At 62.8% G+C, this 25,499-nt stretch carries 21 protein-coding genes; 5 read left to right on the forward strand and 16 right to left on the reverse strand.

Annotated elements, in window-relative coordinates; translation table 11 throughout:
* Nucleotides 1-85: 85 nt before the first annotated feature.
* Entirely contained in the window at nucleotides 86-1,213 is a 1,128-nt protein-coding gene (locus I6L37_RS04435; protein WP_216993368.1) for a multidrug effflux MFS transporter, read from the forward strand.
* Nucleotides 1,214-1,217: 4 nt separating this feature from the next.
* On the opposite strand, the gene I6L37_RS04440 is transcribed toward I6L37_RS04435, so the two are convergent.
* The 10 genes from I6L37_RS04440 to glpE all read right to left on the reverse strand — a co-directional run bounded on the left by I6L37_RS04440 (nucleotide 1,218) and on the right by glpE (nucleotide 14,544).
* Complete coding sequence (locus I6L37_RS04440; RefSeq protein WP_216993369.1) at nucleotides 1,218-1,901, reverse strand: response regulator; 684 nt, start codon at nucleotides 1,899-1,901, stop codon at nucleotides 1,218-1,220.
* A 38-nt stretch (nucleotides 1,902-1,939) separates the two neighbouring features.
* On the reverse strand, nucleotides 1,940-4,528 hold the full coding sequence (locus tag I6L37_RS04445) for a sensor histidine kinase KdpD (RefSeq protein WP_216993370.1): 2,589 nt from the start codon (nucleotides 4,526-4,528) through the stop codon (nucleotides 1,940-1,942).
* Between the two features lie 102 nt (nucleotides 4,529-4,630).
* Nucleotides 4,631-5,158: a potassium-transporting ATPase subunit C gene (locus I6L37_RS04450; protein ID WP_216993371.1), complete on the reverse strand. Its 528-nt coding sequence runs from the start codon at nucleotides 5,156-5,158 to the stop codon at nucleotides 4,631-4,633.
* Nucleotides 5,159-5,316: 158 nt separating this feature from the next.
* The gene (gene kdpB, locus I6L37_RS04455) at nucleotides 5,317-7,374 is read right to left on the reverse strand and encodes a potassium-transporting ATPase subunit KdpB (protein WP_216993372.1); all 2,058 of its coding nucleotides are present in this window, start codon (nucleotides 7,372-7,374) and stop codon (nucleotides 5,317-5,319) included.
* Nucleotides 7,375-7,429: 55 nt separating this feature from the next.
* A complete protein-coding gene (gene kdpA / locus I6L37_RS04460) occupies nucleotides 7,430-9,124 on the reverse strand; it encodes a potassium-transporting ATPase subunit KdpA (protein WP_216993373.1) in 1,695 nt (564 codons plus the stop codon).
* Between the two features lie 279 nt (nucleotides 9,125-9,403).
* Nucleotides 9,404-10,753 (reverse strand): glutathione-disulfide reductase, encoded by a 1,350-nt coding sequence (gene gorA, locus I6L37_RS04465; protein WP_017785126.1) that lies wholly within the window; start codon nucleotides 10,751-10,753, stop codon nucleotides 9,404-9,406.
* 76 nt (nucleotides 10,754-10,829) lie between these two features.
* Nucleotides 10,830-12,797, reverse strand: coding sequence for an ATP-binding protein (locus I6L37_RS04470; RefSeq protein ID WP_216993374.1), 1,968 nt, complete (start codon nucleotides 12,795-12,797; stop codon nucleotides 10,830-10,832).
* A gap of 249 nt (nucleotides 12,798-13,046) precedes the next feature.
* Nucleotides 13,047-13,304, reverse strand: coding sequence for an accessory factor UbiK family protein (locus I6L37_RS04475; RefSeq protein WP_042027076.1), 258 nt, complete (start codon nucleotides 13,302-13,304; stop codon nucleotides 13,047-13,049).
* 89 nt (nucleotides 13,305-13,393) lie between these two features.
* The gene (glpG, locus tag I6L37_RS04480; protein WP_042027077.1) at nucleotides 13,394-14,224 is read right to left on the reverse strand and encodes a rhomboid family intramembrane serine protease GlpG; all 831 of its coding nucleotides are present in this window, start codon (nucleotides 14,222-14,224) and stop codon (nucleotides 13,394-13,396) included.
* A complete protein-coding gene (glpE, locus tag I6L37_RS04485; protein ID WP_026458642.1) occupies nucleotides 14,221-14,544 on the reverse strand; it encodes a thiosulfate sulfurtransferase GlpE in 324 nt (107 codons plus the stop codon). The genes glpG and glpE overlap by 4 nt, the downstream gene beginning before the upstream one ends.
* A gap of 169 nt (nucleotides 14,545-14,713) precedes the next feature.
* On the opposite strand from glpE, the gene I6L37_RS04490 reads away from it, so the two are divergent.
* The gene (locus I6L37_RS04490) at nucleotides 14,714-15,307 is read left to right on the forward strand and encodes a LysE family translocator (RefSeq protein WP_254203544.1); all 594 of its coding nucleotides are present in this window, start codon (nucleotides 14,714-14,716) and stop codon (nucleotides 15,305-15,307) included.
* Here I6L37_RS04490 and I6L37_RS04495 read toward each other — a convergent pair.
* The 6 genes from I6L37_RS04495 to I6L37_RS04520 form a co-directional block, all read right to left on the reverse strand.
* Nucleotides 15,286-16,131 carry an AraC family transcriptional regulator gene (locus tag I6L37_RS04495; protein ID WP_216993375.1) on the reverse strand — a complete coding sequence of 282 codons (846 nt, stop codon included), beginning with the start codon at nucleotides 16,129-16,131 and terminating at the stop codon, nucleotides 15,286-15,288. The genes I6L37_RS04490 and I6L37_RS04495 overlap by 22 nt on opposite strands.
* A 72-nt stretch (nucleotides 16,132-16,203) precedes the next feature.
* Nucleotides 16,204-16,905, reverse strand: coding sequence for an ABC transporter ATP-binding protein (locus I6L37_RS04500; RefSeq protein WP_026457081.1), 702 nt, complete (start codon nucleotides 16,903-16,905; stop codon nucleotides 16,204-16,206).
* Nucleotides 16,906-16,919: 14 nt separating this feature from the next.
* The gene (livG, locus tag I6L37_RS04505) at nucleotides 16,920-17,687 is read right to left on the reverse strand and encodes a high-affinity branched-chain amino acid ABC transporter ATP-binding protein LivG (RefSeq protein ID WP_216993376.1); all 768 of its coding nucleotides are present in this window, start codon (nucleotides 17,685-17,687) and stop codon (nucleotides 16,920-16,922) included.
* Nucleotides 17,688-17,784: 97 nt separating this feature from the next.
* Complete coding sequence (locus I6L37_RS04510) at nucleotides 17,785-19,053, reverse strand: high-affinity branched-chain amino acid ABC transporter permease LivM (protein WP_216994121.1); 1,269 nt, start codon at nucleotides 19,051-19,053, stop codon at nucleotides 17,785-17,787.
* Nucleotides 19,053-19,979 carry a high-affinity branched-chain amino acid ABC transporter permease LivH gene (gene livH, locus I6L37_RS04515; RefSeq protein ID WP_026457078.1) on the reverse strand — a complete coding sequence of 309 codons (927 nt, stop codon included), beginning with the start codon at nucleotides 19,977-19,979 and terminating at the stop codon, nucleotides 19,053-19,055. The genes I6L37_RS04510 and livH overlap by 1 nt, the downstream gene beginning before the upstream one ends.
* A 67-nt stretch (nucleotides 19,980-20,046) precedes the next feature.
* A complete protein-coding gene (locus tag I6L37_RS04520) occupies nucleotides 20,047-21,168 on the reverse strand; it encodes a branched-chain amino acid ABC transporter substrate-binding protein (RefSeq protein WP_026457077.1) in 1,122 nt (373 codons plus the stop codon).
* A 434-nt stretch (nucleotides 21,169-21,602) separates the two neighbouring features.
* On the opposite strand from I6L37_RS04520, the gene I6L37_RS04525 reads away from it, so the two are divergent.
* The 3 genes from I6L37_RS04525 (at nucleotide 21,603) to I6L37_RS04535 (ending at nucleotide 25,492) form a co-directional block, all read left to right on the forward strand.
* Nucleotides 21,603-22,607 (forward strand): substrate-binding domain-containing protein, encoded by a 1,005-nt coding sequence (locus tag I6L37_RS04525; protein WP_042027085.1) that lies wholly within the window; start codon nucleotides 21,603-21,605, stop codon nucleotides 22,605-22,607.
* A 190-nt stretch (nucleotides 22,608-22,797) separates the two neighbouring features.
* Nucleotides 22,798-24,015: a 4Fe-4S binding protein gene (locus tag I6L37_RS04530; protein ID WP_216993377.1), complete on the forward strand. Its 1,218-nt coding sequence runs from the start codon at nucleotides 22,798-22,800 to the stop codon at nucleotides 24,013-24,015.
* Between the two features lie 250 nt (nucleotides 24,016-24,265).
* Nucleotides 24,266-25,492 (forward strand): aromatic amino acid transporter, encoded by a 1,227-nt coding sequence (locus I6L37_RS04535; protein WP_216993378.1) that lies wholly within the window; start codon nucleotides 24,266-24,268, stop codon nucleotides 25,490-25,492.
* The last annotated feature ends 7 nt before the right edge of the window (nucleotides 25,493-25,499 follow it).

Below are 25,499 nucleotides of genomic sequence, written 5' to 3' on the forward strand. Positions count from 1 at the left end.
ATTCTTGATGTTTATAGTCCTGCTTATTGTAATCAGACAATTGGCGTCACTCTAGAATGACGGCCTCTAGTGAAGGAGGTTTGTCATGAACAACAAGTTGCCACCGCTCTGGCTGGTGGTCGGACTGATGATGTTTCCGCAGATAGTGGAGACCATCTACAGCCCGGTACTGACCCATATCGCCACTGAGTTTCGGGTGAGTGAGGGGCAGGCATCCCAGACCCTGTCGGTCTATTTTCTGGCGTTTGCGGCGGGCGTGGTTTGCTGGGGTCGGTTGTGCGATCTCATCGGTCGGCGCCCAGCCATGTTGGCGGGGTTGCTGACCTATGGCGCCGGCACCCTGCTGGCGTTGCTGGCCACCCAGTTTGAAACCCTGCTGCTGGCCCGGGTCATTGCGGCCTTCGGCGCCGCCGTGGGTTCAGTGGTGACCCAGACCATGCTGCGCGACAGCTATCAGGGCAGCGATCTGGCGCGGGTCTTCTCGGTGATGGGCATAGCGCTCTCCCTCAGCCCAGTGCTGGGGCTGGTGAGCGGCGGCCTGCTGGCCGATGGTTTTGGTTATCTCGGGGTATTTGGCGCCCTGCTGGCACTGGCAATCGGCTTGTTGCTGATGGCCTGCCGGCAGTTGCCGGAAACCCGGCCGATCACCACCCAGCGAGTGGCACTCTGGCCGCTGGCATGCCGGATGGTGCGTGATAGCGGCTTGTGGCGCAGCGCCGCTCTGGTGGCGCTGTTCAACACCATGCTGTTCGGCTACTACAGTCTGGCGCCGTTTCTGTTTGCCGGGCTGGGGTTGAGCGCGGGTGAGTTTGGTTACTCCGGTATCGTGCTGGCACTGGCGACTCTGGGGGGCAGTCTGCTCAACAAGCGTCTGCTTGGACGTGGCTGGTCGCCTGGATCCCTGATCCGGCTCGCCGCCGTGTTGGCGCTGGGCTCGGGTTGGCTGGTGTGGGCCAGTCAGGCGTCGCTCTGGTTTCTGCTGCCCATGATGGGGGTGGTGGTAGCATTCGGGCTGGCTATCCCCAATGTGCTGAGCCAGGCGCTGCTGGCCTATCGAGAGGTGGCAGGCAGTGCCGGTGCCTTGTTCGGGCTCGGCTACTACCTGCTGCTTAGCCTGGGGCTCGCCGTCGCCGCCTGGCTGCAGGATCTCGGTCTGCTGCTCGGTGGCTGCGGTCTGTTGGCCCTGTGTTGTTGCTGGCGTCGTTCCACGTGAAACATCAGCTGCCGATAAAACGGTAGCCGATGCCGGATTCGGTCTCGATCAGACTGGGTTGTTGGGGATTATCCCCCAGCTTCTTGCGCAGGCTGGCGATGACGATGCGCAGGTAGTGGGTGTCCTCCTTGTGGCTCGGCCCCCAGATGTCGTTGAGCAGCTGGGTCTGCAGCACCAGCTTGCCGGGGTGGCACACCAGCGCCTGCAGCAGGGCGAACTCCTTGCGGGAGAGGGGTACCTCTTCCTCCCCCAGGGTGACCCTGTGGCTGCTGCTGTCCAGGGTCAGCCCGCACTGGGGGAAGTGGCGCTGTTCGCCACTACTGACCCCGGCCCGCTGGCGCAGCAGCACCCGGATACGGGCCATCATTTCACCGACGCCGAACGGCTTGCTCATGTAGTCATTGGCTCCAGCATCCAGCAGCCGCACCTTCTCCTGCTCCGAGTCCCGCGCCGACAGCACCAGTACCGGATGCTGATGGTGCTCGCGAATGGCCTGCAACACCTGGAGGCCATCCCCATCCGGCAGGCCCAGATCCAGGATCACCAGGTCGGGGTTGAGGTGGCGATACTGCGCCAGCCCCTCGTTGACGCCGACCGCCTCGCTGACCTGATGGCCTTCGGCGATCAGGCTGATCCGCAAAAAACGGCGGATGGCCGCCTCGTCGTCGATGACCAGTATGTGAGCCATTCAACCTCCAGCTCGCTGATGAAAAAGGGCGGCGACCATCAGGCCGCCGGTGCGTTGAGGGCCAGCGGCAGAGAGATGCGCATGCAGGTACCGTTGCCGTTGGGGCCGGAAAAGGCCCAGATGCGGCCCCCATGGACCTCTATCATAGCGCGGGAAATGGCGAGGCCAAGCCCGGTACCACGGCTGCCGCAATCACCGACCGGCTGGGTGTAGAACAGATTGAAGATCTTGTCTCGGTCCGACTCGGCGATGCCAACCCCGATATCTATGATGTCGATGATGAGGTCGGGGTCCGCCAGCATCACCTTGAACTCGATGGGGGTGCCAGCCGGCGAGTAGCGGGAGGCGTTGTCGAGGATGTTGACCAGCACCTGCTCGATCAGGGCGCCGTGCACATAGAGCCGGGGGATCTGCTGATCGAAGTGCACCAGCAGCTTGTGCTGGCGCCAGGAAGAGTCGAGCCGGCGGCGGGCATTCTCCACCAGATCCGCAAGATCGACCCAATCCCGTTTCAGCTGGAAGTCGGGTGAGCCGATGCGGGTCATGTCCAGCAGGTTCTGCACATAGCTGTGCAGGCGGCGCGCCTCCTCCTGCACCGAGTGCAACAGCTCGCTGCGGTCTTCGCTGCTGATCCGGTCACCATATTCCAGCAGGGTGCTGCCGGCCCCCATGATGGTGGCGAGCGGCGTCTTCAAATCGTGGGAGACAGAAGAGAGCAGGGCGGCGCGCATCCGGTCGGTCTCTGCCTGCAGCTGGCTGTCGGCCAGCCGCTCGTTGAGGTCGATCCGGGCCAGGGCGGCGCGGATATCGGTGAGCAGCGCCTGCAGCTGATGCTCGGCCGAGGAGGCGAGCGGATTGGCCAGCAGTATGCCCAGCACCAGATCATCGCTGAGGTGATGGTACTGGGCCTCGGCCGCGTTGAGGGTGGCGGTGTGGGCGCCGGCGCTCTGCTTCTGGGCCAGACACCAGTCGATGGCAGCCTTGTCGGTCTGTCCCGGTTTGTGCTCGGTCGAGCCGGCCCAGTACTGGTAGTGCCGATCGAGTGCAAACACCGGTTGGCCCAGTGCCAGCGAGATGGCCTGGCTCCCTTGCCTGAGCACCTCGACCGGGCTGCTGGCGGTGGCCAGCCCCTGGCTCAGGGAGAGCAGGGCGTTGCCCAGCTGCTGGGTCTCGCGCAGGCCGACCAGCTGCTGGCGCTGACGGGAGGCGAGCCGTCCGGCCGTGATGCCGACGATCAGCAGCACGAACAGAGTGAGCAGGTCGCTGTGGCTGGCGACGCTGAGGGAGAAGTAGGGGACGGTGAACAGCAGGTTGTGGCCGACGAAGCCCAGCACCGCAGCCAGGATGGCGGGCACCAGGCTGGTGGTGAGCGCGGTGGCCAGCACTCCCAGCACGAACAGCATGGGCAGGGAGGCGGGCGGCAGCCAGTGGGAGAGCCCCCAGACGGCGGCCGAGGTGGTCCCCATGATGACCACCGCCAGCAGGCTCTGGCGAATGTCCTTGGGGTGAAGCGGCTGCCAGTTCAGGCCGGGTTTGCGCTTCTCTGTGTCCACCAGGGTGATCTCGAGCCCCTGTGCCTGCCTGAGCAGATGTTGCACCAGGGAGCGGCGCCACGGCGCCTTGTGGGGTTTGCCCAGCAGTAGTTGCGACACCTGCTGCTGTTCGGCCGTCTCCAGCAGGGCATCGGCCACCGCCGGGCTGGAGAGGGTCAGCACCCTGGCACCCAGCTGGGAGGCGAGCGCCAGCGCCTGCTCCTGTTCGGCGGAACGCTGCCCCTTGCTGTCGACGTGCACCACCAGCCAGGGCAGCTGGCGGCGCTGGGCGAAGCGGTGGCCGTAGCGCACCAGGGCGGCGCCGTGCTCGTCGCCGAGGCAGACCATCAGCTTGCCTCTCAGCGGCAAGGTGGTCTTGCCGGCGGCCTGCCACTGCAGTTGCAGATCCCCCTCCACGTGGCTGGCGGCGGTCTGCATCGCCAGCTCCCGCAGGGCGGTCAGGTTGTTGAGGGAGAAGAAGGACTGCAGGGCGGCCTTGGCCTGGTGGGGCACATAGACCTTGCCCTCCTTGAGGCGGCCGAGCAGCTCCTTGGGGGGGAGGTCGATCAGCACCAGGCTGTCGGCCTCCAGCAGCACCTGGTCGGGCAGGGTCTCCTTGACCCTGACCCCGGTCAGCTGCCACACCAGATCATTGAGGCTCTCCAGGTGTTGCACGTTGAGGGTGGTGTAGACGTCAATGCCGGCCCCGAGCAGCTCCTCCACATCCTGCCAGCGCTTCTCGTGGCGGCTGCCGGGGGCGTTGCTGTGGGCCAGCTCGTCCACCACGGCGATGGCGGGTTTGCGGGTCAGCAGGCCGTCCAGATCCATCTCCTCCAGCCGCTGCTGGCGGTGCAGGTGCAGCTTGCGCGGCTGGATGGCGAGCTTGTCGAGCAGGGCCAGGGTCTCCTGGCGACCGTGGGTTTCCACCACCCCGATCAGGATGTCGACCCCCTCCCTGGCCTGTTCCCGCACCGCCTGCAGCATGGCGTAGGTTTTGCCCACACCGGGGGCCGCGCCGAGAAACACCTTCAGCTTGCCCCTGTGCTCCTGTTCCAGGCTCGCCAGCAGGGCGTCCGCCCTCACTTCATCACGCATCCCTGCGCTCCCGTTGCATCGGCCGAACCGCGGCCGTGACCTCATTGCTCATGCTTGTCCCCGTTGTCGAAAGGGAGCCTTCCCGAACGGCAAGGAGCGCCCTCAGGCGCCCTTTTGATGATCGAGTTGCAGGTTCAACTGGAGAATGTTGACCACCTGCGGGCCAAGGATACCAGCTTGTGCCGCCGACTTGACCTGCTCCGTCAGCCGAACGGGATCCAGCCCCCGTTGCCCGGCGACCCGGTCCACCTGAGCCAGCACCGCATCGAGCGGCAGATGGGGATCGAGGCCGGAGGCGGAGCGGGTCAGCAGGGCGGGGACCCTGGCTTCCGGCTGTGCCCTGGCCGCCGCTGCGGCAAACTCGGCCCGCAGCGGCGAGCTCATCCCCAGGTTGCTGGCGCCGCCACCTATGGTGGCGAAGTCGCTGGCGGAGGGGCGGGAGTGGAAGTAGTCGGCCCGTTCGAACTTCTGGGCCAGCTGGGCGCTGCCGACCACCTGCTGCTTGTCATTGGTGAGCAGGCTGCCGTTGGCCTGCCAGGGGAAGAGCAGCTGGGCCAGTCCGGTGACGGCCAGCGGATAAGCCACCCCCAGCAGCAGGGTCAGGGTCAGCAGGGTTCTGATTGCGATCATGATGTGTTTGCTCCAAATACGTTGAGTGGATGCGGGTCTGCCCCGCATCCGGTGATGCCGTTACACCAACCCCAGGCCGGTGATGACCAGGTCGATCAGCTTGATGCCCATGCATGGGGGCACGATCTGGCCGTGGATACCATCGCGCTGCGTCTTCATCACACCAGCCCCAGGCCGGTGATAACTAGGTCGATCAACTTGATTCCGATAAAGGGCACGATCAGGCCGCCGACACCGTAGAGCAGCAGGTTGCGGCGCAGCAGGCTGGCCGCCGTGCCCTGCAGGCTGACCCCGCGCAGGGCCAGCGGCACCAGCGCGACGATGATCAGGGCGTTGAAGATGATGGCTGACAGGATGGCGCTCTCGGGGCTGCCCAGTTGCATCAGGTTCAGCGCCCCCAGTTGCGGATAGGCGGCGATGAACAGGGCCGGCAGGATGGCGAAGTACTTGGCCACGTCGTTGGCGATGGAGAAGGTGGTCAGGGCGCCACGGGTCACCAGCAACTGCTTGCCCACCAGCACCACGTCCAGCAGCTTGGTGGGGTTGGAGTCGAGATCCACCAGATTGCCCGCCTCCTTGGCGGCCTGGGTGCCCTCGTTCATGGCCAGCCCCACGTCGGCCTGGGCCAGTGCCGGTGCGTCGTTGGCGCCGTCCCCGCACATGGCCACCAGCCGGCTGTCGGCCTGCTCCTGGCGGATGTAGGCCAGCTTCTTCTCTGGCGTCGCCTCGGCGATGAAGTCGTCCACCCCGGCCTCGGCGGCGATGGCTGCGGCGGTCAGCGGGTTGTCACCGGTGATCATCACGGTGCGGATCCCCATGTGGCGCAGGATCTGGAAGCGGGCCTTGATGCCCGGCTTGATGATGTCCTTGAGGAACACCACCCCCAGCAGCTTCTCGTGGGTACAGACCAGCAGGGGTGTGCCGCCCTGGCGAGCTATGCTGTCCACTGACTTGAGGATGGGCTCGGGCACCGCCTTGCGATCGAGGGAGAGATAGCGCAGCACGGCATCCACCGCCCCCTTGCGATATTGATGACCGTTGCGATCCAGCCCGCTCAGCCGGGTCTCGGCGCTGAAGGGGATCAGGATGTCGCTCTCCAGCTGGCTCGGTCTGGTGTGGCTCTTGCCAGCCAGGGTCAGGATGGATTTGCCCTCCGGCGTGTTGTCACCCAGCGAGGCCAGCATGGCGGCCTGGGCCAGCAGGGCCGGATCGATACCGGGGGCCGGGATCAGTTCATCCGCCATCCGGTTGCCGAAGGTGATGGTGCCGGTCTTGTCCAGCAGCAGGGTGCGCACGTCGCCGGCGGCCTCCACCGCCCGGCCCGACTTGGCGATCACGTTGAGCTTCACCAGCCGGTCCATGCCGGCGATGCCGATGGCGGAGAGCAAACCGCCGATGGTGGTCGGGATCAGGGTGATGAACAGCGCCAGCAGGTAGAGCCTGGGCACCTGGGTGCCGTTGTAGTCGAGGAACCAGGGCAGGGTGGCCACCACCAGCAGGAAGATCAGGGTCAGCCCCACCAGCAGGGCATCCAGCGCCATCTCGTTGGGGGTCTTCTGGCGCTTGGCCCCTTCCACCAGGGCAATCATGCGGTCCAGGGTGCTTTCGCCCGGATTGTTGCTGATGCGCACCCAGATCTCGTCGGAGACGACGGTGGTGTTGCCGGTCACGCCACTGCGGTCGGTGCCCGACTCGCGGATGACGGGGGCGGATTCCCCCGTGATGGCCGCCTCGTTGACCGAGGCGATGCCGGCGACCACTTCGCCGTCGGCCGGGATCATCTCGCCGCTGCGCACCAGCACCAGATCGCCCTTGCGCAGGCTGGTGGCCGGCACCCACTCCCCCTTGTCATCTTGCGGGTGGGTGACCCGGCGTGCCCTGAGCTGGCTCATGCCCGCCTTCAGGCTGTCGGCCCGCGCCTTGCCACGCCCCTCGGCCAGGGTCTCGGCGAAGTTGGCAAACCAGAGGGTGAGCCAGAGCCAGGCGGTCAGCTGCCAGGCCAGCGAAGGGGCGACGCCGGAGACAGGTTGCCCCAGCAGGGATTCCACGCTGGCCATCACGGCCGCCAGCCAGAGGGTGAACAGGATGGGGCTGCCCAGCAACGCTTTGGGGTTGAAGCGATAGAGGGCTTCCACCATGGCCTGCATGATCTGTGATTTCTGTTTCTTGCCCTTCACCTTGAGGGTGTCGGTGCTCATTGAAGCGGACTTGCTCATTGGAAAGCTCCCAGCATCGAATAGTTGACCACGGCGATCAGTGAGGTGTGCAGCATCAGAAGGCACCTCCCAGCAGGCTCAGGTGTTCCGCCACCGGACCCAGCGCCAGTACCGGCAGGAAGGAGAGACCCCCCATCAGCAGCACGGTGACGATCAGCAGGGTGATGAAGAGCGGGCCGCTGACGGGGAAGTCCCCCTCGCTTCGCTCCTGGCGCGGGGCGCGGGCCAGTTGGCCGGCGATGGCCAGCACGGGGATGATGTAGCCGAAGCGGCCGAGCAGCATGGCCAGCCCGATGGCGATGCACTGCCAACTGTCGGCGGCGGCCAGGCCGGCGAAGGCGGAGCCGTTGTTGCCGGCGGCCGAGGCGTAGGCATAGATCAGTCGGGACAGGCCGTGGGGGCCGTCGTGACCGATGACGGTGGCGGAGTCCGGCATCAGCAGGGTGATACCGCCGATCACCAATACCCCGACCGGCATCACCAGCATGCTGGCGACCACCCATTTCATCTCGGTGATGCCGAGCCGTTTGCCCAGATAGGTCGGGGTACGCCCCACCATCAGGCCGCACAGGAACACGGTCAGCAGCACGAACAGCATCATGCCGTAGATGCCGGAGCCGACCCCGCCGAAGATGACCTCGCCGAGCAGCATGTTGATCATGCCGACCATGCCGCCGAGGGGAGTGAAGCTGTCGTGCATGGCGTTGACCGAGCCGTTGGAGGCGCTGGTGGTCGCCACTTCCCAGATGCTGGAGAGCAGGGGGCCGAAGCGGCTCTCCTTGCCTTCCCAATTGCCGGCCATGTTGCTGGCGTCAGTGGTGAGCTGGGCGAGGGCAGGGTCCGGTTTCAGCTCCTGGGTGATGGAGACGAAGAGCCCGATCACCATCATCAGGGTCATGGCGACAAGGATGGCGCGGCTGTGGGCCAGGTCCTTCACGTAGCGACCCAGGGTGCAGACCATGGCGGCGGCCAGCGTCAGCAGGGCGACCATCTCCAGCCAGTTGGAGAGGGCGGTCGGGTTCTCGAACGGATGGGCCGAGTTGACGCCGAAGAAGCCGCCGCCGTTGGAACCGAGCTGCTTGATGGCGATCTGGGAGGCGGCCGGGCCGAGCGGCAACAGCTGCTCCTGGCCTTCCAGGGCATGGAACGGCAGGTAGGCCGACAGGCTCTGGGGTACCCCCTGCCAGACCAGCAGCAGCGCCAGGATCAATGCCATCGGCAGCAGCACGTAGAGGCAGAAGCGCACCAGATCCTGCCAGAAGTTGCCAAGGTGGGTGGTCTGCTGGCGGGCGATGCCGCGAAACAGGGCGATGGCGACGGCGGCACCGGTGGCAGCCGAGACGAAGTTCTGGGTGGTGAGCCCCACCATCTGGCTGAAGTAGGAGAGGCTGGCCTCGCCGGAGTAGGCCTGCCAGTTGGTGTTGGTCATGAAGCTGACCGCGGTGTTGAAGGCGAGTTGCCAGTTCAGCCCGGGCAGCTGTTGCGGGTTGAGGGGCAGCAGCCCCTGCGCCAGCAGGATCAGGAACAGCAGGCCGAAGCCGGCACCGTTGAAGGCCAGCAGGCTGAGGGCGTAGGACTTCCAGTCCTGCTCGCGCCCGTCCGTGCCGCAGCAGGTCAGGGTGGCGCGCTCAAGCGGGGCCAGCCAGCGACTCTTGCCTTCAAACACCCGATACAGGTAGTTGCCAAGCAGAGGCGCCGGCAGCAGCACCAGCAGTACGAACGCGACGGGATAGATGATCTCTTGCCACATATCCGGTTCCTCACTCATGGGGGCGCGCGAGGGCGCGCAGCAGATAGCCCGCGAGGGCGAGGACCAGCAGCAGATATAGCCAATTCATATCGACTCCATTGGTGTAATTGACGACCAAATGGTAGGAATAACCGGCGTAAAGGCGCCATAAAGCCGGATTTGGCAGGCGTAAAATCGGCGTAAAAAAGCAGGTGTGGGCACTATTTGGGGGAGGAGAAAGATCGAAAAACCCGGCCTGAGCCGGGTTTGGTAGCAAGTGGCTGTGACTCTGATATGCGGTTAGCGCATTGTCACAAACTCTTCCGCGCTGGTGGGATGAATGGCAACACAGTTGTCGAAGTCCGCCTTGGTGGCACCCATCTTCATGGCGACGCCGAAGCCCTGCAGGATCTCGTCCATGGCAAAGCCGATGCCGTGCAGGCCGACTACCTTCTCTTCCGGGCCGACACAGACCAGCTTCATCCGGGTGGGCTGGCGATGCTGGGTCAGCGCCGAGTACATGGCGGTGAACTGGCTGCGGTAGACCTTGACCTGATCTTCACCGTATTCGGCGATGGCTTCCGGCTCGGTCAGCCCTATGGTGCCGATGGGCGGGTGGCTGAATACCACGGTCGGCACCAGATCGTAGTTGAGGTGCTCGTTTGGCTTGTTGTTGAACAGCCGCTCGGAGAGACGGCGGCCCGCCGCAACAGCCACCGGGGTGAGCTGGATCCGGCCGGTGTTGTCACCCACCGCATAGAGGTTGGCGACGGCGGTGTTCTGGAACTTGTCGGTCGGGATAAAGCCCTTCTCGTCAAGCGTGATGCCGGTGGCGGCCAGGTTGAGGTTGTCGGTGGCCGGGACGCGGCCGATGGCCCAGATCAGGCAGTCGACGGTGAGGTGGCGACCATCTTCCAGCTGCAGGGTCAGGCTCTCGTCGGCGTTCTTGACCACGGCTTTCGGAATGGCGTGGGTGTGCAGCTTGGGTCCTTCCTGCGCCATGATCTCCACCAGAGTCTCGTGGATCATGGGGTCGAAGTTGCGCAGCGGTGCGTGCTTGCGCACCACCAGGTGGGTCTCGGAGCCGAGCGCCTGCATCACGCCGGCGATCTCCACCGCGATATAACCGGCACCCACCACGGCAACCCGCTTGGGTTGTTCTTGCAACTCGAAGAAGCCGTCGGAGTCGATGCCCAGTTCGGCACCCGGAATGGCCGGCACTTCGGGGCGGCCACCGGTGGCGATCAGTATGTGATCGGCGCTGTATTGCTCGCCGTTCACCTCGATGGTGTTGCTGCTGACGAAGCGGGCGAAGCCCTTGATGACGGTGATCTGGTTTTTGCCCAGCACGTTCTGGTAGGACTGATGAATGCGGCCGATATAGGCCTGGCGGGACTCGACCAGCTTGGCCCAGCTGAAGTGGTTGAGAGTGGTGTCGAAGCCGTAGTCGGCGCCATATTTCAGGGCATCGGCGATCTGGCCGGCATACCACATGGCTTTTTTCGGTACGCAACCGACGTTGACGCAGGTACCACCCAGTTCTTTGGCTTCAATCAGGGCGACTTTCTTGCCGTACATGGCAGCCCGGTTGGCCGAGGCGATGCCACCACTGCCACCGCCGATGGCGATATAGTCAAAATGCTGTGCCATTGCGAGATTCTCCGCTCATTTGGAATGCAATCACAGCATGATGGGGACAAAGTGGCCAGCTCACAAGAGCTGGCACTCAGTTATGCTGGATTGGCAGGCGAATATGGAACTGGGCGCCGCTGTCAGGTTCGCTGGCGCAGTGGATGCGGCCACGCAGCAACTGTACCACCAGGTTGTAGATGATGTGGGTGCCAAGACCACTGCCGCCATGGCCCCGCTTGGAGGTGACGAAGGGATCGAAGATGCGGGGCAGAATGTCGGGCGGGATACCGCGGCCGTTGTCGCTGTAGTCGATCATCAGCTCTTCACCCTGCTGCTCCACCTTGATGGTGATCTTCTTCGGCTTGTCCCAATTCTCGAAACCATGGTTGATGGAGTTGAGGATCAGGTTGGAGTAGATCTGGGTGAAGCTGCCGGGGAAGGAGAAGATCGACAGCTTGGGATCGCACTGGATGTCCACCTCGCACTGGGCCTTCTTTAGTTTGTGGCCGAGGGAGACCACTACCTGGTGCAGGTTGTCGGCGAGGTTGAAGTTGTAGCGAGCCTCGGAGGATTGATCGACGGCCACCTGCTTGAAGCTGGCGATCAGCTCGGAGGCGCGGCGCAGGTTGCCCTGCAGCAGCTGCATGGATTCGTCGAGGTTGACGGTGAACTCGTTGAGGTAGGAGCGGGAGAGCTGTTTGGCCTCGATGTGCTGCTTGAAGTCGGCTACCCGCTCCTGCAGGTAGGAGGACGCGGTGACGCTGATGCCGATGGGGGTGTTGATCTCGTGAGCCACCCCGGCCACCAGAGAACCGAGAGAAGCCATTTTCTCAGACTCAACCAGAGTCTGCTGGGCCTGCTTCAGGTCGTCGTAGGCTTTGCCAAGCTGGTCGTTGGCATCGCTCAGGCTGCGGGTGCGCTCCACCACCTTGCCTTCCAGCTGTTCGTTGAGCTGGCTGATTTCCCGCTCGATCTTCTTGAGGCGGGTGATGTCATAACCGAATCCGATCAGATACTTGAGGTTCAATCCCTCGTAGAAGGGGGCGAAGGTCCACTGCAGCACCAGCTGGTGGCCCTGCTGATCCTGCATCATGACCTCTTTATCCTCGATATAGCCCTGGCTGGCGAGGGTCAGTGCCAGCTCCTCCTGCTGCTCCTTGCTGACGAACAGATCCAGCCAGTTGTGATGCAGAATCTCCTGCTGGTGGTAACCGGTCAGCATGATGGCTGCCGGATTGATGCTGGCGATGGAGAGATCCGGCTCCATGCAGCAGATAACCATGTTGGCCGAGTTGATCAGAGTGGCGGAGAAATCCCGCTCCTGTTGCAGCTGTTCCGCCGCCTGATGGCGTGCGGCAAACTCGTCGTTTAGGCGGGTTCGCATCTGGTTGAGGGAGGCGACCAGGGTGTCCAGCTCGTCAGGATTCTTGCGGGGCAGGGGGCGGCCTTCCAGCTCCAGCTCCATGTCGAGACTGTCCAGAGTGAATCTCTGGGCGTAGTGAACGATGCGATTGAGGTGTCTGACCACCATGTAGTAGATGATGGTCAGGATGCAGAATGAGACCACCAGGGTTTTGATGGTCTGGCTGACCAGGATCAGCACGGATTTTTCGATGAGGCGCTGGTAGATCTGCTCGAGGGAGGCGGCGACGAACAACTTGCCGACCACCTCATCCTGGTAGGTGAGATTGAACTCGCGGGAGATGTCGTAGCTCGGGCGCTCCACCCCCTGGGTCAGCAAGGGCACTTCGGTGTTGCCGAGCATCTCCTTGACCATCACGAACTGCATGTTGGGCAGGTTCATGATCCCTTCGATCTGTACCTTGACCTGCTCTTCATCCAGATTCCACAGACTGGCGGCGATGGGTTGCAGGAAAGAGGCTTCAATCTGGCCGATGCTGTCCTCGATGACGGCTACATCCTTGCGATAATCCCAGGCGAGCTGAAGCGCCGTGATGATCATGGCCAATACGGTACTGCACACCAGAATATAAGAGAGCAGACGGTATGAGAGCCCGTTGCGGCCAACGGCCTTGGCGGTCTTTAAGAAGAGTCCTGACATGGCGTCCTTGCGGTCTGGATGCGGTGTTGTTTAGTTTAACTGCTTCATGTACTTGTGTCGTCATTCCGGCGTGGCGTACGACCACTCTCGTGCTGCGTCCAACTTCACGGAGGCTAACTCATCTGCTGCCGCCATGCTGCAGCATGGGGCTGCTTTTGTGACACAAGGATGAAAGAGGGCTCTTTTGCAGGAAATCGGGAGTCCGCTTTGTCCGTCCAGCAAAAACCCCGGCCTGGGCCGGGGTTTCGATTATTCGCCCTTGGGGCCGAGCTGTTGTTCCAGCTGTGCCAGCTTGGCTTCGAGAGCGGCCAATTTTTCCCGGGTGCGCAGCAGCACCTTGGTCTGCACGTCAAACTCTTCACGGCTGACCAGATCCAGCTTGTTCAGCTGGGCTTGCAGTACCTGACGAATTTTCTTGTCTGCCTCTTCACCCATGCTGCGGATGCCGGGGGGCAGGGCGTTGTGTACCTGTTTGGCGATCTCTTCCAGTTTCTTCGGGTCGATCATGACGTTCTCCTCAATCGTTGGCAGACATTCTACCGACAATTGCCTCGCTTTGCCGAGATCGGGACGGCGTTTGTTTATGTCAAATCGACTCAGGCTGGTTTGTGATGGCGATCCAGCCAGCCTTGCAGCAGACCCACCAGCAGGCCGACCAGATGAGCTGTGTTGGCTGTGTTGCCGAGCAGGTCGAAGAAGCCGAGGGCCAGCCAGAACAGCATGAAGCCCATCAGCGCCGGCGGCATGACGAGGCCGCAGGCCGGTTGTAGCTTGCTGCGCATCCAGCTGTAGCCGAGCAGGGCATAGACCACGCCGGAGAGGCCGCCAAAGCGCGGACCGCTAACGAAGAACTCGGCGATGTTGGGCAGGGCGGCACCGACCAGCAGCAGGATCAATAGCTTGCCGCTGCCGAGCCGTTGCTCAATCTGGCCTCCCAGATACCACCACCAGAGCAGGTTGAACACCAGGTGCAGCACCGAGAAGTGGATGAGGGCCGGGGTAAAGTAGCGCCACGCCTGCCAGTCGGTGAACTGGGCCAGGGTCGGGTGGAACGCCAGCTGATCGAAGATCGGCAGGCCGATGGCATCCAGTCCGTAGATGGCCAGGCAGGCGATGATGACCACCAGGGTCAGCGGGCCGGCCTGATGGAGGAAATCGGTGATCGGATCCGTCATCCCCTTGCTGTAGTCGATGCGCGCATCAGCCCGGCCGGATTGCCAGGAGGCCTCCATGTAACGGGGGTGGGTCGGCTCGGCCAGGAAACGCTTGACCTCCTGCTGGGCCTGGGCGAGGCGCTGCTCGTCCGCCAGCCAGACCGAGACGCCAAGCTCGGACTGGGTCAGCTCGCACGAGATGCCCAGGGTGGCGAGATAGTCCACCAGCGCCTGGGCCATGCGGGCGTTGTCGAGCACCAGCAGCTGGATCATGCCTCGCCCGCCTCGACGGGGAACTCCCTGCGCCAGGCCTCGAAGCCGCCATCCAGGCTGTAGACCTCGTCGTAACCCTGTTGCAGCAGGTACTGGGCCGCCCCCTGGCTGCTGTTGCCGTGATAGCACATCACGATCACCGGGGTATCGAAGTCCACCTCGTTCATGAAGTGCACCAGGGTGCCATTGGTGAGGTGGAAGGCGCCGACCGCGTGGGCCGCCGCGAAGGATTGCGGGTCGCGAATATCGACCAGGCGGGCGTCACCGGCGGCGAGCTTCTGGTGGGCATCATGGGCACTGATATGGGCAAACTGGTCCATTGACATGTCCTGCGAATAGGTGGATTACCGGCCAGTGTACCGCAAGCTGGCGCCGCCGCTAAGCCCGCAAAGTGTCGGGTTATTGCCGCCGGCGATCGCAATTTCCTTCAATATCGGGCCGGACTGGATGGCTAGGCTGGAGGCTCACTCTCTTGTTGGAAGGTATGCCATGGAAATGAGTCTGTTGCTGTCGATGGCCGGGTTTTCCCTGGCCATGTCCATCTCGCCTGGGCCGGTCAATCTGGTTGCCCTCGGCAGCGGAGCCCGTTACGGCTTTCTTGCCAGCCTGCGTCACGTGGTGGGGGCGACCTTGGGTTTCATCCTGCTGCTCCTGCTGATGGGGCTGGGGCTCGGCGCCGCCCTGTCGCAATGGCCGGTGGCGAGTGGCGCCGTTCGCTGGGGTGGCATCCTATTTCTCTGCTACATGGCCTGGCAGCTGGTGGCGGACAAGGGGGAGCTGGAAGAGGGGGGCGGAGTACCTCCCGCCTTTTGGTACGGCGCCCTGATGCAGTGGCTCAATCCCAAAGCCTGGCTGGCGGCCAGCATGGGGATGGGGGTCTATGGTGCCGTGGGCGGGAGCGGGCAGATGATGCTGTTCACCGGTATCTATCTGGTTATCTGCCTTTGCTCCATCGCTTGCTGGGCCTATGTCGGCAGCTATCTGCAGGGGCTGTTGCTCTCCCCGGTCCGGCTGCGCTGGTTCAACCGGGCCATGGCCCTGTTGTTGCTGTTGAGCGCAGCTTATCTGATGCATTCGCCCTGACGGGCAAGCTGTGACCTGTACTGGCCCGGGGTGGTGGCGACCCGCCGTTTGAACTGACGCTGGAAATGGGCCTGATCGGCAAAGCCGCTCGCCAGTGCCACCTCCGCCAGCGGCTGTCCCTGGCGCAGCAGGGTACGGGCGTGGCGGATGCGTTGATCGAGCAGATAGGCGTGGGGCGTCATGCCGTAGTGGCGGCTGAAGCTGCGCACGAAGTGGGACGGGGTGAGGCCGGCCACTGTGCTCAGCTGCTGCAGGGTCAGCATGCTGGCGCTGTCGTCTGGCATCAGCTCAGCTGCCCGCTGCAGGTGTTGTGGGGGGCGATCATCCCAGGTCGCCGGCGTCAGCCTGGCCAGCAGCTGGCGACTGAACTGGTGGCAGGCCACCTCCCGGACCAGGGAGTCATCCTCTTGAACCAGCTGGCGGTAAAGGCGCTGCAACCCTTGATATAGGAGGGGATCCCGGCTGGCAGTCATGTCGAAGGGGCGAAATTCGCTGCCCAATCCCGCCTCCTCCTGCTGGCTGCGCAGCCATTCCGTATCGAGATAGAACATCAGATAGGACCAGGGCTGATCCGTGATCGGGTTGCAGGCATGCACCTCTTCGGGGTTCATCAGCACCAGGCTGCCGGTGCTGACCTCCTGTCTGTTGCGTTGGTTGAGATAGTGACTGTGGCCACCGGTGATGGCGCCAATGGAGAAGTGGGGGTGGCTGTGCTTGTCATAACAGACACGGCGGCCATCCTGTACCGCTCGCGCCTCGATAAAGGGCAGCGCAGGGTGCCCCCAGAAGTGGTGGTGATCCTGCGCTTCCTTTTGCCTGCTCATCGGCCAGTCGCTCCGACACGTGAGCCATATGCTCGCGTGGCTGTGCTGTTCGGGTCTGGCCGCTGCAACTGGCTAGCCACCCAGATAGGCCTGGCGCACCGCCGGGTTGGCCAGCAGGGCCGCCCCCGTGTCCTGCAGCACCACGTGGCCGTTCTCCAGCACATAGCCGCGGTCGGCCAGCTTGAGGGCCTGGTTGGCGTTTTGCTCCACCAGGAAGATGGTCATCCCCTTCTGGCGCAGCTGCTCTATGGTGTCGAAGATCTGCTGGATGACGATGGGAGCCAGCCCGAGAGAGGGCTCGTCCAGCAGCAGCAAACGCGGCTTGCTCATCAGGGCACGGCCGATGGCCAGCATCTGCTGTTCGCCGCCGGACATGGTGCCCGCTCGCTGTTCCAGCCGCTCGTGCAGTCGCGGGAACAGGGTAAACACCTGATCCAGCAGGGCGTGTTGCTCGGACTTGTCGACGAAGAAGGCCCCCATCAACAGGTTCTCCTCCACCGTCAGGCGGGCGAAGATGCGGCGCCCCTCCGGCACCACGGCGATATCCTTGCGCATAATGCGGGCGGTGGAGAGCGAGTCTATCTGCTCCCCCTCGAACCAGATGGAGCCGCTGCTGGGCTTGGGTTCACCGCACAGGGTCATCAGCAAGGTGGTCTTGCCAGCGCCGTTGGCACCGATCAGGGTGACGATTTCCCCCTCTTTTACCTCGACGCTGACGTCGTGCAGCGCTTGGATCTTGCCGTAGTGGGTCGATACGTTGCGAAGTTCTAACATCGTGACTCCTGTGTTTACGATTCGCCCAGATAGGCCTTGATCACCGCCGGGTTGTTGCGGATCTCATCCGGTTTGCCGTTGGCCAGCGGGGTGCCCTGGCTGACCACGAAGATGCGGTTGGAGATGCCCATCACCAGCTTCATATCGTGCTCAATGAGCAGCACTGACACACCGAACTCGTCCCGCAGGTTCATGATGAGCTCGTTGAGCTCGTCGGTCTCTTTCGGGTTGAGGCCCGCAGCCGGCTCGTCCAGCATCAGCAGCTCTGGACGGGTCGCCATGCAGCGGGCGATCTCGAGCCGGCGCTGCTGGCCGTAGGCCAGGTTGCCGGCGGCGCGGTTGGCGAGATCCTTGAGCCCCACCTTGTCGAGCCAGAAGCCGGCCTGATCCAGTCCCTCCAGCTCGGCCCGGCGAAAGGCCGGGGTCTTGAACAGTCCGGCGAGGAAGCCGGTGTTGAGGTGCTGGTGCTGGGCGACCAGCAGGTTCTCCACCGCCGTCATCTCCTTGAACAGCCGCACGTGCTGGAAGGTGCGCACGATTCCCTTGCGGGCGATCTTGTGGCCGGGCAGCCCCTGGATCTCTTCACCCTTGTAGCGGATCACGCCGCCGGTCGGGCGATAGAAGCCGGTCAGGCAGTTGAAGATGGTGGTCTTGCCCGCTCCGTTGGGGCCTATGATGGAGATCACCTCGCCCTTCTCGACATCCAGCTCGACACCGTTGACCGCCAGCAGGCCGCCGAAGCGCATCGACAGATTGGAGACTTCCATTAACTTGTTGCTCATGGGCGCGGCTCCTCCGTCAGTTGGCAGAGTGCCGGACGGCTTGCCGATCCGGTCGGGGAGCCCATCGGCCGGGTTGAGACTTCCAACAATATGTTGCTCATTTACGCAGCTCCAGGTGGGGACGGGTCATTGGCAGCAGTCCTTGGGGCCGCCAGATCATCATGAACACCATCAGCAGACCGAACATCAGCATGCGGTACTCGTTGAATTCACGGGCCAGTTCCGGCAATACCGTCATCACGATGGCGGCCAGCACCACCCCGATCTGGGAGCCCATGCCGCCCAGTACCACGATCGCCAGCACGATGGCCGACTCGATGAAGACGAAGGATTCCGGGCTGATGAAGCCCTGGCGCGAGGCGAAGAAGCTGCCGGCAAACCCCGCGAAGCAGGCGCCTATGGTGAAGGCGGTCAGCTTGATGATGGTGGGGTTGAGGCCGAGCGATTTGCAGGCGATCTCGTCTTCCCGCAGCGCTTCCCAGGCACGGCCCAGCGGCATGCGCAGCAGGCGGTTGATGACGAACAGGGTCGCCACCACCAGCACCAGCGCCATCAGGTAGAGAAAGATCACCTTGTGGTTGGCGTTGTAGGTGATGCCGAAGAACTCGTGGAAGGTCTCGAAGCCGCCATCCTTGACGGTACGGTTGAACTCCAGGCCACCGAGCGTCGGCTTGGGAATGCCGGAGATACCGTTCGGGCCGCCGGTCAGGCTGGTCATGTTGTTGAGCAGGATGCGGATGATCTCGCCGAATCCCAGGGTGACGATGGCCAGATAGTCCCCCCGCAATCGCAGCACGGGGAAGCCGAGCAGAAAGCCGAACAGGGCTGCCAGGCCGCCCGCGATGGGCAGGCACTCCCAGAAGCTCAGCCCGAAGTAGCTGTTGAGCAGGGCGTAACTGTAGGCGCCGACCGCGTAGAAGCCGACATAGCCCAGATCCAGCAGGCCGGCGAGGCCCACCACCACGTTCAGGCCCAGACCCAGCATGATGTAGATAAGCGTCAGGGTGGCGAGATCGATGGCACCGCGAGAGGCCATGAAGGGCCAGCTCACCGCGAACAGCAGTACCAGCACGGCGGTGAGGTTATAGAGTTTGGGTGCCTCCTCCGGGCTCGGCAGCACCAGCTTGGTGAAGCCAACCGAGAAGCCACTGATGGAGGCCTGGAACAGGCGCGCGATCTGGCCACGCAGCATCTGGAACCAGAACACCAGGGTGGCGCCGCCCAGCAGCCAGGCCAGCGACACATCGAGGCGACTCACTACCAGCAGGCGGGAACCGTCGGTCTCGAGCTTGAAGCCCAGCAGCCAGAAGGAGAGCACCAGCAGCACCAGGCTGGCGATACAGGCATGGATAAATTGGTGTTTCATCATACCTTCTCCACTTCCGGTCGGCCGAGAATACCTGTCGGCATAAACAGCAGCACAAAGATAAGCAGGGCGAAGGCCATCACATCCTTGTATTCGGTGCTGAGATAGCCGGCGGTGAGCGCTTCCACCACGCCGAGCAGCAGGCCGCCAAGCACGGCGCCCGGAATGCTGCCGATACCGCCCAGCACAGCCGCAGTGAAGGCTTTCAAGCCGGCCATAAAGCCCAGGTAGGGGTTGATGACGCCGTAATACATGCCGAGCAGTACGCCGGCGACGGCGGCCAGTGCGGCCCCCAGCACGAAGGTGATGGAGATGACCACGTTGGTGTCGATCCCCAGCAGGTTGGCCATCTTGATATCTTCCGAGCAGGCGCGGCAGGCGCGGCCCATGCGGGAGCGGCCGATGAACTGGGTCAGCGCCAGCATGGTGATGAAGGTCACCACGAAGATGATGAGCTGCATGTAGGAGAGGCTGGCCTGGAAGCCGTCGGCTTCACCCAGCGACCAGCCGCCGGAGATGAGGCTGGGCATGGCGATGTCGCGCGAGCCCTGGGCCATCCGCATCATGTTCTGCAGGAAGATCGACATGCCGATGGCGGAGATGAGAGGGATCAGGCGGTTGCCGCCCCGCAGCGGCCGGTAGGCGACCCGCTCTATGCTCCAGCCATAGGTGCCGGTGATGATGATGCTGACCAGGAAGGCGCCCCCCAGCAGCAGGAAGGTGCTGTCGATGCCCATCATCATGAGCCCCGCCATCACCATGAAAGCGACATAGGAGCCGATCATGTAAACCTCGCCGTGGGCGAAGTTGATCATGCCGATGATGCCATACACCATGGTGTAACCGATGGCGATCAGGGCATAGGTGCTACCTATGGTCAATCCGTTCAGCAGCTGCTGAACCAGATAGAGAAAGTGTTCGGACATACTGCGTTCCCTGTACTTGCCCGCAAAGAGAGGAGGGGGTGAACAGGTTCACCCCCGGATCGGCAGATTATTTGACTTGGCTGGAGGAACCGTCGGCGTGCCACTGGAAGACGCCGAACTCGAAGCCTTTCAGGTCACCATTCGGTGCCCAGGTAAGCGGGCCCATGACGGTATCGATCGGTGCGGCCTTGATGGCGGCGGCGACGGCTGCAGGATCATCTTCACCCGCCTTGGCGATACCGGCAGCCAGGGTTTGCACCGCGGCATAGGTGGTCCACACGAACGGGCCGGATGAGTCCTGGCCCTTCTCCTTGAACGCGGCAACCAGCGGGGCGTTGGCCGGCACCAGGTCATACTTGTTCGGCAGGGTGACCAGCAGGCCTTCGGAAGCCGGGCCACCGATGGCGGAGATGTCCTTGTTACCCACCCCTTCCGGACCCATGAACTTGGCCTTCAGACCCTTCTCACCAGCCTGGCGCAGGATCAGGCCCAGCTCGGGGTGATAGCCGCCGTAGTAGACGAAGTCGACGTTCTCTTTCTGCAGCTTGGCGATCAGGGCGGAGAAATCCTTGTCACCGGCGGTGATACCCTCGAACGCCACCACCTTGACGCCCGCCTTGTCCAGCGCCGCTTTCACGCTGGAGGCGATGCCTTCACCATACTGCTTCTTGTCGTGGATGACGGCCACGCGCTGGGGCTTGACCTGCTCGATGATGTACTTGGCGGCCGTAGGGCCCTGATCGCTGTCCAGGCCGATGGTACGCAGTACCAGCTGATAGCCGCGTTCGGTGATCTTGGGGTTGGTGGAGGCCGGGGTCACCATCAGGATCCCTTCATCTTCATAGATGTCGGAGGCGGGCAGGGTGTTGTCGGAGCAGAGGTGGCCGACCACGAACTTGACGCCGTCATTGACCACCTTGTTGGCGACCGCGACCGCCTGCTTGGGATCGCAGGCGTCGTCATAGATGACCGCCTCGATCTGCTTGCCATTGATGCCGCCAGCCTTGTTGATCTGCTCGACCGCCATCTTGCCGCCGGTAAACTGCATGTCACCGTACTGGGCGACCGGGCCGGTCACCGGGCCGGCGATGCCGATCTTGACCGTATCGGCTGCGTGGACCATTGAAGCCGATCCAAACAGAGCCAAAGAAACCGCTGCTCTTACCGCCATTTTTCCGAAGTTATTCATTGATTCGTCCCTTAATCAGTGGATTGTTTCATTTCCATGTGCCATTCCGGATCCTGATCCTACCTGTCCGGCAATATTTAAGGTTCTATCATTCCTCACGGGGCAATAACAAGCTGTTAAAGATACTGACCAGAGCGGGTCGAAAGAGCTTATTTTGAAACAAATAACCTGTTTTAAATCTTGATTTGGAATTTAATATTGATATGTTGAGTTAACAACTGGGTAACAAGATGTAGTTGTGATGAAGTGTAGAGGATTAATCTGGCGATATTTTACTCTGATGCTGCTCCCATTTTGACCACAATCCGTTTGCGCAAATAGAAATGAACGCCTAAATTAGCCAGCATTGACAAATCGCTGGCAGTGCTCGTTAAAACCAAGCCTTTATTCGGGAAATCTGCTAATGTTCCGCCTTTGACAGTCAGGAGACAGAGATGGCCACTATCAAGGATGTCGCCTCCCGAGCGGGCGTATCCATCTCCACCGTCTCACATGTGCTCAACCACACTCGCCGGGTCAGCGAAGACGCGACCCAGAAAGTGCTTGAGGCGGTGGCAGAACTCAACTACGCGCCCAACTCGGTCGCGCGCAGTCTGAAAATCAATTCAACCAAGACCATAGGCATGCTGGTGACCACCAGCGTGAACCCCTTCTTTGCGGAAGTGGTGCAAGGTGTGGAAGCATACTGCTTCGAACAGGGTTACAGCCTGATCCTGTGCAACACCGAGAACCAGCCGCCCCGTCAGCAGCACTATCTGCGCATGCTGATGGAGAAGCGGGTCGATGGCCTGCTGGTGTTGGGAACCGACATCGACACTCCGTTGCGCGACATGCTGCGCATCCACAAGAACGTGCCCCAGGTGGTGCTGGATTGGGGAACCGAGTGCGATTTCGCCAACGTGATCAACGATAACGCCCGCATCGGTGCGCGCCTTGCGGTGCGCCACCTGCTGGAGCTGGGTCACACCGACATCGTCTGCATCACCGGACATCTTGCCAAACCCACCACCCAGCAGCGACTGGACGGGGTGCGCGATGCCCTGGGCGAGCGCGGCATGACCCTGAAAGATGAACAGATCTTCGAAGGGGATTACGAGAGCCAGAGCGGGTTCGACCAGATGCAGCGCATCCTGGCCCTACAGCCTCGTCCGACTGCGGTATTTGCCTTTGACGATCCCATGGCGATCGGTGCCATCTGCGCCGCCTGGGAAGCCGGGGTCAAGGTGCCGGACGACATCTCCATCATCGGTTATGACGACGTCGAGATGGCGCGCTTCTCCAGCCCGCCGCTTACCACCATCCGTCATCCCAAGGCGGAACTGGGCCAGCTGGCAGTCAAGCAGCTGGTGAGCCGGATCCGCAACAAGGAGCAGGAAGTGGAGTCGATGACGGTCGAGCCCGAGCTCATCGTCCGCCGTTCGGTGAAAGCCCTGCGCTGATTGCCATCCAGTATGGACACCACGAAAAACCCCCTCGCTGGCGAGGGGGTTTTTGTTTGTGGCGATGGCACTTCATGTGGTGGCGGGTAGTTTGGGATGAATCTCCTCCTCTGCCCATGCAGATCAAAATAATCAAACCAGATGTTAGTTACTCTGTTCCCCTTGTCCTGATGTGCGTAGTGGGGGAAGAGTGAGCCTGATCGAAGCCGTAACCCTGGCCTGTGGCCTGGTCTATCTGGTGCTGTTGCAGTGGCAGGAGAGGGCAGGCCGATCCTGGTACTTCTCTCTCTCCCTGCTGGCTGCCGCCTGGCTGGTGGCGGCGGATGTTACCCTCTGGTTCGCACTGGGGTTGGTGGTAGCGGCGCTCGCCTTGCTCAGCCGAACCCGGCTATTGCCACTTCTGGGTCAGCTCGACGGCAAGTCGCTGCGGGCCTGGACCCGCCACCTGCTGTTGCTCTCCTGGGGGCTGGTGACGGTGCAATATGGCCTTTATATCTGGCAATTGGGGCAGGGAACGCCTCCCTGGTTGATGCGTCCGGATGTGGTGGATGGTTTCCTGCCCATCGCCGGCGGGCTCGGGCTGCGGGCCTGGCTAAGCCAGGGCATCATGGATCCCCACCATCCGGCCGCTACCGTCACCGTGCTGGTGCTCAGCTTGTCAGCCCTGTTGCTGGGGCGGGCCTTCTGCGCCTGGTTCTGCCCGCTCGGCCTGGTGGGGGAGTGGCTACATCGGCTGCGTAGCCGACTGTTGCCAGGGGAGTGGACGCCGCCGCGCTGGCTGGATCTGATCCTGCGTGGCCAGAAGTTTCTGGTGCTTGGCTTTCTGCTGGTCATCGTGCTGCTAGCGGTACCGGATGCCGCCCTGCCCGGCTACTTCGCCAGTGCCTATCACCAGGCGGCGGACATGAAGATGGGGGCCTTCTTCTTCAACCTGACCCTCATCTCCGGTCTCTGCCTCGGCTGGGTGTTGCTGCTCACTGCCGCTTTCCGTCAGGGGTTCTGCCGCTATCTCTGCCCTTATGGTGCCTGGCTCGCCCTGCTGGGCCTGCTGACGCCCCTGCGCATCCGCCGGGATCCGGCCCGCTGCCTGCGAAGCGCCGGCCACGACTGTGACAAGTGCAGCCGGGCTTGCCCGTCCCGTATCCAGGTGCACCAGCTGATTGCGGTGCGCAGCCTCGAATGCACCAGCTGCCTGAGCTGTGTGGCTGCCTGCCCGAAGCGGGCCGATGCCCTCGCGCTGGGCACCCGGCGTCGTAGGCTCATGCCTCGCTGGCTGCTGGCGCTGCTCTGCCTGTTGTTGCTGATCTTGCCGCTGCTCTCTTATGGCGTGTTGGGATTCTGGGTCAGTCAGACCCCGCTGGAGGTACGCGGCCAGCTGCTGCAGATCCTGCCGCAACTGAGCCATTGAGTGGCTGGGGCGGGGGATCTGCCTTCGAATAGGGCACGGGATTTGATACCTGACGGGCTGGCAGGTAAAGTCGCACGGGTGAAACGTTGAGCAGGGGCGTTGAAACATTTTCGAACGAGCCCGCTTTATGTTTCATCTTCTTTATGAAAACAACATCTTGTCGCCTGCCAGCGTGCGGGCGGCCGTCAGGGCGTAGTCATGGCTGCGCCATTTCTTTGCAGTGCAAACAGGGCAGGAGTAAAGGGGATTTATGGAACACAAACCATCCTTGGTGGGCGGGGCATGCATCATTGCCGGCGTCTGTGTGGGGGCCGGCATGCTGGGCTTGCCGAGTGCTGGGGCGGGTGCCTGGACCCTCTGGTCACTGCTTGCGGTGGCGCTGACCATGGTGGTGATGACGGTGTCGGGCTGGATGCTGCTCGAATCCTACAAGGGCTATCCGCTGCGCGTCTCCTTCGACACCGTGACCCGGGATCTGCTGGGGGAGAAGATCAATGCCCTCAACAACCTGAGCGTTTACTTCGTCGGTGGCATCCTGCTCTACGCCTACATCACCTCGTCCGGCCTCATTATTCAGGAGATGACGGGGATCGGCAGCCACGCCGCCTCAGTATTGTTCACCCTGGTCTTCTCGGCCCTGGTGTGGCACTCCACCCGGGCGGTGGACCGCATCTCGGTGCTGCTCATCATCCTGATGATGCTGAGCTTCGCCTTCGGCATCTCGGGCCTGTCGATGAAGATTAGCCCCGAGCTGCTGTTTGACCGGATGAGCGAGCACGCCAGCTACGCCCCTTACGCCCTCGGCATGCTGCCGGTGGCACTCACCTCGTTCGGCTATCACCACTCGGTGTCGTCGATGCGCGCCTACTATGGTGAGGAGCGCCGTGCCAGCCGCGCCATCCTGGGCGGTACCGTTATCGCCCTGGCCTTCTACACCGTCTGGCTGCTGAGCGTGTTCGGCAATCTGCCGCGCAGCGAGTTCGGCCCGGTGATCGAACAGGGCGGCAACGTAGACGCCCTGCTCAAGGCGCTCGGCTCGGTGATCGAGTCCAAAGCGGTGGCGAGCGCCCTCAACGCCTTCTCCATGGCGGCGATCCTCTCCTCCTTTATCGGGGTGGGGCTCGGGGTGTTCGACTACCTGGCGGACTTGTTCAAGTTTGACAACAGCCGCGGCGGCCGCGCCAAGTCCTGGGCGGTGACCTTCCTGCCGCCTCTGGTGCTCTCGCTGCTGTTCCCGTTCGGCTTCCTGGTAGCCATCGGCTACGCCGGCGCCGTGGCCACCCTGTGGACTTGCATCATTCCGCCTCTGCTGGCGTGGAAGGTGCGCGCTGGCAAGGGTCAACAAGGGGGCAAGCACGAGGGCTTCCGTGCCCCGGGTGGCATTGTCATGATCGCCCTGGTGATTCTGTTTGGTGTGCTGACCGCCGCCTTCCACCTGCTCAATATGGCGGGACTGCTGCCTGCCTATACCGGCTAGGTCACGG

The sequence above is a fragment of the Aeromonas sp. FDAARGOS 1407 genome (assembly GCF_019048725.1).
Classification (GTDB): Bacteria; Pseudomonadota; Gammaproteobacteria; order Enterobacterales; family Aeromonadaceae; genus Aeromonas; species Aeromonas enteropelogenes.